Here is an 11894-nt window from a genome sequence, read left to right on the forward strand (position 1 = left end):
AGCATCCTGCGTCGACTCCGTCCGACCGCCCGCTTTTACAAGCGTGGCCATTTCGTAAAGTCGGGTTATCTCCATCTGTTGGTGCGGTGACGGCCCGGGACCTTGCCGGGACCTCGGCAGACTGATATCCACAGATGCGCATGCGTCACCGCGCAGCGACGGCCGGCGATCGCCGGCCATCCCGCTCCCACGAGGAGGTCCCGTGCCACAACCGGAATGGTCACCCCCGATGAGCCGGCGTCGACGCCGGCTCATCGCCATCCTGGCGACAACGGCGACGGTCGCCGCGCTGCTCCCCACCGGCGTGAGCACCGCGGCCCCCACCGGCGGCGCCGCGTCCGCCGAGCGCCGGTCCGGGCCGTTCGCCGAGGGGCACGCACCCGCCGACGCCGACAACCGCACCGGTACGGCGGCACCTGACGCCCGCCAACGCGGCATGGCCCGCGCCGTCGACCCCGACGTCCGGTGGAACCGGCTCGGCACCCCACAGGCGCTCGGCCCCGGCCGCACCCCGCTGGCCAGCGGGCTGCCCGCCGACCCGGAGGCCGCGGCCCGCGCCTACCTGGCCGCCAACCGTGACCTGTTCGGCATGGACGCCGCCGCTGTGGCCGCCATGGAACGGGTGCTGGTCCGGCCGATCGGCAGTGGCACCGTGGTCACCCTCCGGCAACGCTTCGGCGACCTGCCGGCCGGGCCGGACGGCCTCGTCACCCTCGCCGTCGCCGACGGCGCGGTGCTCTCGGTCAGCTCCTCGCTGGCCAGGAACACCGGCGCGCCGGCGCCGGCCACCCGCACCGCCGAGCAGGCGTACGCTGCAGCGCTCGCCGACGCCAAGCTGACCGCCAGCGCGGTGGCCAGCCACACCGTCCGGTCGGTGGCCGTGCCCACGCCGCTGGACAGGCCCCGGGCCGCCTACGAGGTGACCATGATCGGCGCGGACACCGAGCACCCGGCAGCGTTCACCAGCTATGTGGACGGCAGCACCGGGCAGGTGCTGGTCCGCGAGGATCTCGTCGACTACGACTCCGACAACCCGAGCTGGGCGGTCTTCCCGGCCACCCCGCCCCGCGACCTCGGCCCCGGGCAGGACCCTCGGGTGCGTTGGTGCGGCGACCCGGCCCCCGGCTGCCAGGCCGCCTTCCGCGACCCGGCCACCGGCCAACCGTGGGACGTCGACGCGGCCACCGGCACGCCGACCTTCACCTCGCGCGGCAACTCGGCCAACACGGTGCTGTCCTGGGGCGCGAACACCCCGGTCGTGCCGGCCCCGACCAGCCCGGAACGCCGCTACGAGTACCCCTTCACCGACCAGTGGCACCAGGCCCGCTGCAACCCGGGGGTGTTCACCTCGGCCCAGCGCAACGACGCGGACGCGTCGATCGCCAACCTGTTCGCCATGCACAACCGGATGCACGACTGGTCGTACCAGCTGGGCTTCACCGAGTCGGCGTGGAACCTCCAGGCGGTCAACCTCACCCCGTCCGGGCTGGGCGGGGACGCCGAGCAGGGTCGTGCCCAGCAGGGCGCGCTGAGCGGCAACCGGAACAACGCCAACCAGGGCACCCCGCGCGACGGGCTGCCGCCGACCACGAACATGTACCTCTGGCAGCCGCAGGCGGGTGGGCCGTACCCGCCGTGCGTGGATGGCGACTACGACATGACGGTGATCGGCCACGAGTACACCCACGCGATCACCAACCGGATGATCGCCGGTCCGGACAGCGGGATCAGCGGCCACCAGGGCGGGTCGATGGGTGAGTCGTGGGGTGATCTGCTCGCCGCCGAGTACCTCTTCCAGCACGGGCTGCGCGCGCCCGGCGAGACGCCCTTCGTCACCGGCGGCTACGTCACCGGCAACCTGGTCAGCGGCATCCGCAACTACGACCTGAGCCGCAGCCCCCTCAACTACTCCGACATCGGTTACAACACCGCCGGCCCGGCCGTGCACGCCGACGGGGAGATCTGGGGCGCCACCAACTTCCGGGTCCGCTCCGCCCTGGTCAAGCGGTACGGCCTCGGCACCCCGCAGCGGCAGCTCGACTGCGCACAGGGGACCGTCGCGGCGGACCAGTGCCCGGGCAACCGGCGCTGGTCGCAGCTGGTCTTCGACTCGTTCCTGCTGCAGGCCGCCAGCCAGGTCAGCATGCTCGACATGCGGGACAACATGCTCACCGCCGACCTGCTCCGCTTCGGCGGCGCCAACCAGGATCTGATCTGGGCGGAGTTCGCCCGCTCCGGAATGGGCCGGGACGCCGCCACCAACGGTGCCGGCGACACCGACCCGACGCCGAGTTTCGCCTCGCCGCGCGGTGGCAACGCGACGCTCACCCTCCGCCCGCGCGGGGACAGCGCCGACGCGCCGATCCGGGTGTACGTGGGGGCGTACGAGGCGCGGGCCGTGCCGGTGGCCGACACCGACCCGGCGACCCCGATCCCGGACACCGTGGAGCTGGTGGCCGGCACGTACGACCTGCTCGCCGTGGCTCCCGGATTCGGGCACCAGCGGCTCAGCGTGGTCGCCAAGGCCGGTCAGGACGGTTACGTCGACCTGCGGATGAGCCGCAACCTCGCCTCCACCGCGTCCGGCGCCACCGTCACCGGCGACGGGGTCAACCTGGACCGGGTCGCCGACGACACCGAGGCGACGAACTGGGCCTCCCTGGACGGGGTCGCCGGCCGGCAGCTCACCGTGGCGTTGCCGGGGGACGCCCCACAGACGGTCAAGCGGGTGAACGTCAGCGCGATGCTGCGCCCGGCGATCACCGGCGACGCCGACACCGGCGCCCAGAACGCGCTCAGTGCGCTGCGCTCGTTCGCGGTGTCGGCCTGCAACGCGAGGACCACCGACTGCGCCGACCCGACGCGCTGGCAGCGCATCTACACCAGCGCTGGGGACGCGTTCCCCGGCGGGGCGTACCGGGCGTACAGCCGGGACATCAACCTCCGGACGTTCGCGGTACCCACCACCCTCGCCACCCACCTGCGACTCGAGGTGCTGGCGAGCCAGTGCACCGGCGGCCCGCACTACGCGGGCGAGCAGGACGACGACCCGGCCACGACGACGGACTGCGCGACCGCCAGCCCGGCCCGGAGCCAGGTCAGGATCGCCGAGTTCCAGGCGTTCGCGAAGTGACACAGTGGGGGCCGGCGGGTGTCCGCCGGCCCCCACTGCCCTCGGTCAGCGGTGCGCCCGGCGCCAGGGGTCGGCGACGGCCGGGCGCTCCCAGCGCCGGTCCACCGGCGGGTCGTCGTCGGCCTCGTCGGCGTCCCCGGCGGCGGCCCGGGTCAGCTGCCGCAGCCGCAGCAGCAGCCCCACCCCGAGGAAGAGCAGCAGCCCACCGAGCAGGAACGCGGCCTGCACCACGCCGAACGCGCCGGACTGGGAGACCGGACGGCTGGCCGCCGGTGGCGCGGCGTCGGCCGGGTACTCCTCAACCGGTTCCTCGGTCGCCGCATTCTCGTCCTCGGCGGGTGCACTCGCCGATTCGGTGGGCTCCGGCGGGGTCTTCGTCGGCTTCGGCGTACCGGTCGGGACGCCGCCCAGCCCCACCACAGTGCGGGTGGCGGTCTGCCGGGCCAGCAGGCGCAGGTTGGCGTCGTACGCCTCGGCGGCGAGGGTGATCCGCCCCTGGGTGACGTCCTCGGCGAAGGCCACCCGGTAGCGGGCCGTGACCGTGCGGCCCGGGCAGAGCGTGCCCGGGTCGAGCTGCCGATCGGTCAACCGGGCCACGTCACCCTCGGTACGGATCTCCAGCGGAAAGTCGCCGTTCTCCTCGACCCGGTCCATCTTCACCTGGTCGAGCCGGAGGCCCTGCACGCTGAGCACCATCGACCAGCGCACCTTCCCGCACCTGGCGCGCCGATCCGTCTGGGAGACCACCGCGGAAATCGTCCGCACCTGCTCGCCGGCCGTGAACCGTCCCGGCAGGCCGCTCATCTCGGTGGTGAAGGCCGCCTGTGCCGGGGCGGCCACCGCCAGCTCCACCCCGCTCAGACAGGCCAGCACCACCCCTGCCCTCAGCGCATACCGCCACACCGTCACCACCGCCGTCCTCCGTTCGGTCGCCTCCACCCCGCAACGCTAGAAGTGGGGCACCGGCCGGACCAGACGGGTGTGTTCGCACCGGACGGCAAGGACGGGGTGCGTTTTCACCGACGGTGGTGAACCGGTCACCGCTCCCCCGCGACACGCCGGGAGTCGTGCCGCTGGGAGAATCACGCGGTGTCCGAGCTCTCCAGCACCTTCGTCCGGCTGCACGCCCGGCTGGCCCCGGTCCCCTTCGTGCCCGAGGTGCGGCTGCACCAGGCCGACGAGCCGATCGGGCTGTGGGAGCTGACCGAGGGTGAGTTCTCCACCGACCGGCCGCCGCCGTTCTGGGCGTTCGCCTGGGCCGGTGGGCAGGCCCTCGCCCGCTACGTGACCGACCACCCGGAGCTGGTCGCCGGCCGCCGGGTGCTCGACCTCGCCTCCGGCTCCGGCCTGGTGGCAATCGCCGCCGCCCGCGCCGGCGCGGCGTCGGTGCGGGCCGTCGAGGTGGACGAGCTGGCGGTGGCGGCGGTCGCCCTCAACGCCGAGGCCAACGGGGTACGCGTCGACGCCGAGTTCGGCGACATCCTCGACGGGGACGCCGGGGACGCCGAGGTGGTGCTCGCCGGGGACGTCTTCTACAGCGAGGCGATGGCCCGCCGGGTCCTGCGGTTCCTGCTGCGCGCCGCCCGGGCCGGCGCGCCGGCGCTGGTCGGTGACCCCGGCCGGGCGTTCCTGCCCCGGGACCGCTTCGACGAGGTGGCCGCGTACGACGTGCCGGTGCCGGAGGCGCTGGAGAGCGTGCGGGTGAAGCGCACCACCGTCTGGCGGCTACGGGCCGGGCTGCCGGGGGCCGCCGGCTAGCGTGTCCGGGTGCTGTTCCGCAGCTGGGCGCAGGTGGCCGACCCCGCATGGCCGGACGTGGCCCGGGTGCCGGACCACGTCGGCGGTGAACACCTGGTCGTGACCCGGCACGCGCTGGTCCGCCAGGTTCTCGCCGACCCGGTCAGCTACCAGCCGGACAACGCGCTGGACGCGGTGACGCCGATGCCGGTGACCTCGCTGCGGGTGCTCGCCGGGCACCGGTTCCGGCTGCCGCCGACCCTGGCGAACAACTCGGGTGCCAGCCATCCGCAGATCCGGTCGATCGTCGCCGAGGCGCTGCATCCGGCCCGGGTCGCCGCGCAGCGGCAGTGGCTCACCACACTGGTCCGGGACCGGGTGGCCCGGATCGGCGCCGCGCTCGACGCCGGTGACCCGGTCGACCTGTACGCGGACCTCGCCGCCGATCTGCCGCTGCTGGTACTGGCCCGGCTGGTCGAGCTGCCGGACGCGCCGGTCGGCGCGGTCAAGGAGTTCGCCCGCGCCGCGCTGGAGTTGTTCTGGGCACCACTGGACGCCGAACGGCAGCTTGCGCTCGCCACCGAGGTGGGCCGGTTCCACCGCGTACTGCGTGACTTCGCGGCCGTCGGTGGCGGGCTGGCCGCCGACCTGCGCGCGGCCGGACACCCGCCGGACGTGGTGGTCGGCGCGCTCTTCTTCCTGCTGGTCGCCGGGCAGGAGACCACCTCGCAGTTCCTCACCCTGCTGCTGCACCGGCTGGCCGGCGAGCCCGCGGTACGGGCCGGCCTGCGCACCGGCGAGGTCGCGGTGGCCGACGTGGTGGAGGAGGGGTTGCGGCTGGAACCGCCGATCGTCACCTGGCGGCGGGTGGCGACGACGGAGAGCACGCTGGGCGGCACGACGGTGCCGGCGGGCAGCAGCCTCGTGCTGTGGTTGGGCCGCGCCGGTCGGGACCCGGCGGTCGTGGAGTCGCCCGACGAGTTCCGACCGGGCCAGCGCGGATCACGCCGACACCTGGCGTTCGGGGCGGGCGCGCACCGCTGCGTCGGGGACGTGCTGGCCCGGATGGAGGCGGCGGTGGTGGTGGCCGAGGCCGCGCCGCTGCTGGACGGGGTGACGGTGCTCCGTCCGCCCTGGTGCCCGGACAATCTCACCTTCCGGATGCCGGACGCGTTCGTGGTCCGCCGCTCGACCGGGGTCACCGGGCTGACCGGATCCTGACATCCGCTCGGTATGTTTCCCGGCGTGTCAGCCACCCCCACCCGCCGGATCCCTGCCGTCGTAACGCTTCTGGCGCTGCTGGCGTTGACCGGCTGCACAGTCGGTCCCGGACACCCGGCGCACGCCCGACGGATCACCGTGCCCCCGCCGACCGTGTCCGCCCCGTCCCCGACCCCGTCGGCCTCGCCGTCGGCGACCGCCAAACCCGCGTTCAAGAGCCTCGCCTGGTATGTCGCCCAGGTGCCGGCCTTCCCCGAGGCGCCGATCCCGCAGCCGGTGCCGCTGCCCACCACCGGCACGGCGGCGTTCTGGCACCACCTGCCGACCGAGCAGAAGGTCGCCTTCATCACGATCGACGACGGTGGGCTGGCCCGCCCGCCGGGGGCGATCGACTTCATCTGGCAGGCGCGCATCCCGGTCACCATGTTCCTCAACTCACCGGCGGCGGCGGAGCACACCGACTACTTCCGACAGATCCAGGTGGCGGGCGGGATGGTCGAGAACCACACGATCAACCACACCTCGCTGGCCGGCCGGTCGTACGGCCACCAGAAGCAGGAGATCTGCGGTGCGGCGGACAAGCTGGAGGCCCTCTTCGGCACGCGAGCGACGCTGTTCCGCCCCCCGTTCGGCGAATACGACTCCACCACCTTGCAGGCCGCGCACGACTGCGGCGCCAAGGCGGTGCTGCACTGGAGCGAGACCGTGCACGAGGGGAAGGTTCGCTACCAAACCCCCGAGAAGGTGGTGCGGCCCGGCGACATCCTGCTCATGCACTTCCGGCCGGCGCTGATGGACGACCTGCTCGCGGCGCTGAAGGCGATCCACCGGGCGGGGCTCACCCCGGCCCTGCTCACCAACTACATCCAGTGACCGCACCGCCACCGGCCTGACGAAGGTCAGGGGTGGGTGGTGCCGTTCGGGCGCGGTGCGGCAGCGGACCACTCGCCTAGCGTCAGCACATGATCACATTACGTGGGTTGACGAAACGGTTCGGGTCGACCGTCGCGGTCGACGCGCTGACCGTCGACATCGCGCCCGGCCGGGTCACCGGCTTTCTCGGCCCCAACGGCGCCGGCAAGTCCACCACCATGCGGATGATCCTCGGGTTGGACCGTCCCACCGCCGGGCAGGCGCTGGTCGGCGGGCGCGCGTACCGGGAGCTGCGCCGGCCACTGCACGAGGTGGGCGCGCTGCTCGACGCCCGGGCCATCCACCCGGCCCGGTCCGGCCGGGCGCACCTGCGGGCCATGGCGCACAGCAACGGCATCCCGACCCGCCGGGTCGACGAGGTGCTGGACACCGTCGGGCTGGACGGACGGGCCGCCGCCAAGTCGGGGCGGACGCTCTCCCTCGGCATGGGCCAACGGCTCGGCATCGCCGGCGCGCTGCTCGGCGACCCGCCGGTGCTGATGTTCGACGAGCCGGTGAACGGCCTCGACCCGGACGGGGTGCGCTGGGTGCGGCAGCTGATGCGCTCGCTGGCCGACGAGGGGCGGACGGTGTTCGTCTCCAGCCACTTGATGAGCGAGATGCAGCTCACCGCCGACCAGCTCGTGGTGATCGGCCGGGGACGCCTGCTCGCCGACGCGCCGATCGCCGAGGTGATCGCCCGCAGCACTGTCGCGGTCCGGGTCCGCAGCCCGCACCCCGACGGGCTCGCCGCCCTCGCCGCACGCCTCACCGCCACCGGGGCGACCGTCGAGGCGGCCGACCGGAACGAGCTGACCGTCAGCGGCGCCACCGCCGACCAGGTCGGCGACCTGGCCCACGAGCTGGGGGTACGACTGCACGAGCTGAGCGCGCACGCCGCGTCGCTGGAGCAGGCGTTCATGGAGCTGACGGCCGACAGCGTGGAGTACGTCGGCGGCTCGACCGGAGGTGGGGCACGATGAGCGCGCAGACCGACGCGGGCACCCGTCCCGCCAACCCGCCGGCCGCCGGTACGCCGGCTGCCCTCCGCGGCGCCGTGGCCGCCGAATGGACCAAGCTCTCCTCGGTGCGGAGCACCTGGTGGACGGCTCTGGCCGGGCTGCTGGTGATGGCCGCGAGCGCCGGCCAACTGGCCATCTACGCCGCGAACGACAACACCAACGACGACCCGACCGACGACCGGGGGATCGTCACCGTCGGCAGCGTGCTGATCGACTCGGTCGAGCTGACCCAGTACGTGGTGCTGGCGCTGGGCCTGCTCGCCATCACCGCCGAGTTCACAAGTGGCACCATCCGGACGACGCTGCAGTGCACCCCGTCCCGCGGCCGGGTGCTGCTGGCCAAGGCCGTGATCGCCGGGGCGGTCACCTTCGCGCTCGGGCTGCTGCTCGGCGGGGTCGGCACCCTGGTCGCCCGGCCGGTGCTCGGCGAGTGGGGCAGCGCACCGGCCGCCGACACGGTCGGCGACATCGTGGCGGTGGCGGTCTACCTGGCGCTGATCGGCGTACTCGCGCTGGGCCTCGGCGCCGCGCTGCGCAGCGCGGTGCTCACCCTCACCGTGCTCCTCGCCACCCTGATGATCGTGCCGCTGTCACTGCAGGAGCCGGACATCGACGTGCTGAACCGGATCGCCGACATGTTCCCCGGCGTGGCCGGCGGACACTTCCTGGCCGGCGACACCGAGCCGTACCCGCCTATGGTCGGGCTGTTAGTGCTCGCCGGGTGGGCCGGGGCCGCGCTGCTGCTGGGCCGGGCCGCACTGCGCCGCCGCGACGCTTGAGGAATGACGGTTGAGCGGGGGCTCCCCCGGCCCCCGCTCAACCGTCGACCAACCCCGCCTCGTACGCGAGGATCGCCGCCTGCACCCGGTTACGCACGTCGAGCCGGGTGAAAATGCTGGTCAGGTAGCTCTTCACGGTGCCCTCCACGAGGTGCAGCCGGCGGGCGATCTCGGCGTTGGACAGCCCCGCCCCGACCAGGGCCAGCACCTCCCGTTCCCGCTCGGTCAGCCCCGCCGTCCGGTCCCGGGCGGCGGGTCGACGGGCCAGCCGATCAGCCCCCAGCTCGATCACCCGGCGGGCCACCCTCGGCGACAGGTACGCCCCACCGTCGGCCACCGCGTGCACACCGGCGATCAGCTCACGCGGGTCGCCGGCCTTGAGCAGGAACCCGCTGGCACCGTGCCCGAGCGCCCGGGCCACATGGTCGTCCTCGCCGAACGTGGTCAGCATGATCGTCGCGGTGTCCGGCACGACCCGGCGGATCTCGGCGGCGGCGGCCAACCCGTCCAGCCGCGGCATCCGGATGTCCAGCAGCGCCACCCGGGGTCGGTGGGCACGAACCAGCTCCACCGCCGCGTGCCCGTCGCCGGCCTCGGCGACCACCTCGATGCAGGGGTCGCTGGCGAGGATGGCCCGGACGCCGGCCCGGATCATCGCCTCGTCGTCGGCGAGCACCACCCGGATCGGCGGTGCCCCCGCCGTGTCGGTGTCCACTAGACGATCCACTCCTTGCTGACCAGCCGGCCATCGGTGAAACAGAGCCGCCATGTCGGCTCCGCGAGGGGAAAATTGCCGTCGGTGTAGTACTCGCAGTCGGCCCGGTCGACAGCCGCGGGGCGTTCCAACTGCCGCCGGGGCAGCCCTACCAGCTCCGACCGGGGCGCGCCGACGCGCAGCTGGTCGAAGGTGGCCCGGTCCAGCACCGTCCCCGCGGTCGCCACCGGGTAGTAGACGAACGAGAGCACCAGGGCGAAACCAACCGGGGCGACGAGCGCCACCAGCAGGCTGCGCCGAACCCGCCGCCGGGCGTCGTGCAGCCGCCGCTCGGCGTCCACCGGCCGCTCCGCCGGACCGGGTCGCTCGTCGGACCACGCGGTCGGCCCGACCTCGGCCGCCGACCCGATCGCCTCCGGCGGCGACGCGGTGGCCGGCAACACCGCCCGTACCACGAACCCGCCGTCGGCCCGGTGGCCGGCGTCGAGCGTCCCGCCGGCGAGGCGGACCCGCTCGGCGAGGGCGAGCAGCCCACTGCCCTGCGACGGCGGGGCGGGCAGCGGCCCGCCCGGTGGGGGGTCGTTGACGACGGCCACCTCGACCCGGTCACCGTCGCGGGTGAGGCGCACGTCGACCGGTGCGCCCGGCGCGTACCGGGCCGCGTTGGTCAGCGACTCCCGGACGATCCGGTGCGCCGCGTGACCGGTCATCGCCGGTAGCTCCGCGACCGCCGGGGCGGCGTCCAGTCGTACCGCCATGCCGGCCTCCCGGGCACCGTCGACCAGGTCGGCGACGGTCTCCCCGCTCGGACGCAGTGACGCGCCCGCCTCCTCCCGGAGCACCCCGATGATCTCGTGCAGTCGCTCGGTGGCGGCGGAGACGCTGGCCCGCAACTCCCCCGCCGCGGCCCGGTGCCGGTCGTCCAGGTCGGCGGCGACCTCCAGGGCGGCGGCGCGCAACGCGATCAGGCTGAGGTCGTGACCGAGCGAGTCGTGCATCTCCCCGGCGATCCGGGCCCGCTCACGCAGCCGGATCCGCTCGGCGGCACCCCGCTGCTCGCGGGTCAGCGCGTCGACGTGCCGGCGACCGGCGTCGGTCAACTCCTGCTGCTGACGGCGGTACCGGCCGACCAACCAGGGGAACACGGCGGCGAAGAGCAGCACCGACGCGAGCAGGAACCAGGTTGCCGCGCCGGCGCCGAGCACCCCCAGGTTGAGCGCCGTGCCACCGGCCGTGATCAACACGAAGACCATGATCGACGGACCCGCAGTGGCACTGCGCCGCCCGGCGAGATAGCTGAAGACCGGAATGGCGAACAGGAAGTTGCCGTCGATCAACGACCCCAGCACCACCAGCACCAGGGAGACCAACGGCTGACGTCGACTCGCCACCACCGCCACAGTGAGCACCAGCAGGCTGCCGACCAGCAGCGGCAACGCGTACCGCGAATAGGGCGGGCTGACCCCGGCGTAGCCGACCGGGGCGGCCACCACCGCCCAGAGCAGCACGTCCAGCAGCAGGCGACGCCGCCGGTGCAACCAACCCGGCGGCGCGGAGTCGAGGATCCCCACGGCGGCCAGGCTACCCACGCCCGACCTGCGCGAACACTGACGAAAGTCAGATGTTCAGCCGCTCTCCTCGGCCCATACCCGCCAGTCGTCGAGCACGCCGTGCAGGGCCGGGGTGAGCCAACCCGGCGCGGACCGCCGGAACACACCCGGATCCATCGCGCCCGCGCCGTCGGGCAGCGCGCCGAGCAGGTTCGGCACCAGGTCGGTGAGGTTCGTCCAGTGCACCAGCTCCGGCCGGGCCGGCCAGGCGCCGATCACCACACCCGCCGGCACCGCCCGACGATCCAGCGCCTCCAAGGTCAACGCGGTGTGGTTGAGCGTGCCCAACCCGGCGCGGGCGACCACCACCGCTGGCGCGCCGAGCGACACCGCCAGGTCGGCCATCGTCCACGGCTCCCCCGACGGCCGCAGCCCCATCGGAACCAGCAACCCACCCGCACCCTCGATCAACACGAGGTCGTGCTTGTCGGCCTCCTCGCGGACGGCGTCCACCGCCGCGTACAACTCCAACGGCGGCAGGTCGGCGACCCGCGCGGCGGCCAACGGGGCAAGAGGATCCGGATAGCTGGCCAGGGTCCGACCGGTCAGCGGCGCAGCCAGCCGGTTGACCGCGTCCACGTCGCCGGGCTCACCACCGGCCGTACCGGTCTGGCCCGGTTTCACCACCGCCACCCGCAGCCCGGCCGCCTGCGCGGCGGCCGCGATCGCCGCGGTCACCACCGTCTTACCGACCTCGGTGTCCGTTCCGGTAACCAGAACCGGCCCCGCCCACCCGGTCACTGGTCCGCCTTCCTTCGCGACTGC

10 protein-coding genes are annotated in these 11894 nt (G+C 73.8%); 6 read left to right on the forward strand and 4 right to left on the reverse strand.

Annotation, left to right across the window (positions count from 1 at the left end; translation table 11 throughout):
* Nucleotides 1-202 precede the first annotated feature (202 nt).
* Nucleotides 203-3133 carry a M36 family metallopeptidase gene (locus tag ABZU74_RS08680; protein WP_355419939.1) on the forward strand — a complete coding sequence of 977 codons (2931 nt, stop codon included), beginning with the start codon at nucleotides 203-205 and terminating at the stop codon, nucleotides 3131-3133.
* Nucleotides 3134-3178: 45 nt separating this feature from the next.
* On the opposite strand, the gene ABZU74_RS08685 is transcribed toward ABZU74_RS08680, so the two are convergent.
* Nucleotides 3179-4072 carry a hypothetical protein gene (locus ABZU74_RS08685; RefSeq protein WP_355419942.1) on the reverse strand — a complete coding sequence of 298 codons (894 nt, stop codon included), beginning with the start codon at nucleotides 4070-4072 and terminating at the stop codon, nucleotides 3179-3181.
* Between the two features lie 150 nt (nucleotides 4073-4222).
* Here ABZU74_RS08685 and ABZU74_RS08690 point away from each other — a divergent pair, with 150 nt between their 5' ends.
* The 5 genes from ABZU74_RS08690 (at nucleotide 4223) to ABZU74_RS08710 (ending at nucleotide 8804) form a co-directional block, all read left to right on the forward strand.
* The gene (locus ABZU74_RS08690) at nucleotides 4223-4891 is read left to right on the forward strand and encodes a 50S ribosomal protein L11 methyltransferase (RefSeq protein ID WP_355419945.1); all 669 of its coding nucleotides are present in this window, start codon (nucleotides 4223-4225) and stop codon (nucleotides 4889-4891) included.
* Nucleotides 4892-4900: 9 nt separating this feature from the next.
* Nucleotides 4901-6091, forward strand: a complete 1191-nt coding sequence (locus ABZU74_RS08695; protein WP_355419948.1) for a cytochrome P450 — start codon at nucleotides 4901-4903, stop codon at nucleotides 6089-6091.
* A gap of 24 nt (nucleotides 6092-6115) precedes the next feature.
* Nucleotides 6116-6964: a polysaccharide deacetylase family protein gene (locus ABZU74_RS08700; RefSeq protein ID WP_355419951.1), complete on the forward strand. Its 849-nt coding sequence runs from the start codon at nucleotides 6116-6118 to the stop codon at nucleotides 6962-6964.
* A gap of 89 nt (nucleotides 6965-7053) precedes the next feature.
* Entirely contained in the window at nucleotides 7054-7986 is a 933-nt protein-coding gene (locus ABZU74_RS08705) for an ATP-binding cassette domain-containing protein (protein WP_355419954.1), read from the forward strand.
* A complete protein-coding gene (locus ABZU74_RS08710) occupies nucleotides 7983-8804 on the forward strand; it encodes an ABC transporter permease subunit (protein ID WP_355419957.1) in 822 nt (273 codons plus the stop codon). The genes ABZU74_RS08705 and ABZU74_RS08710 overlap by 4 nt, the downstream gene beginning before the upstream one ends.
* Before the next feature lie 37 nt (nucleotides 8805-8841).
* Here ABZU74_RS08710 and ABZU74_RS08715 read toward each other — a convergent pair whose 3' ends face one another.
* The 3 genes from ABZU74_RS08715 to bioD are packed head-to-tail and all read right to left on the reverse strand — an operon-like array spanning nucleotide 8842 to nucleotide 11870.
* Nucleotides 8842-9519: a response regulator transcription factor gene (locus ABZU74_RS08715; protein ID WP_355419959.1), complete on the reverse strand. Its 678-nt coding sequence runs from the start codon at nucleotides 9517-9519 to the stop codon at nucleotides 8842-8844.
* Entirely contained in the window at nucleotides 9519-11090 is a 1572-nt protein-coding gene (locus ABZU74_RS08720; protein WP_355419962.1) for a histidine kinase, read from the reverse strand. The genes ABZU74_RS08715 and ABZU74_RS08720 overlap by 1 nt, the downstream gene beginning before the upstream one ends.
* Before the next feature lie 54 nt (nucleotides 11091-11144).
* Nucleotides 11145-11870 (reverse strand): dethiobiotin synthase, encoded by a 726-nt coding sequence (gene bioD, locus ABZU74_RS08725; RefSeq protein ID WP_355420505.1) that lies wholly within the window; start codon nucleotides 11868-11870, stop codon nucleotides 11145-11147.
* Between the last annotated feature and the right edge of the window lie 24 nt (nucleotides 11871-11894).

This window comes from Micromonospora sp. NPDC005171, assembly GCF_040608575.1.
Lineage (GTDB): Bacteria > Actinomycetota > Actinomycetes > Mycobacteriales > Micromonosporaceae > Micromonospora.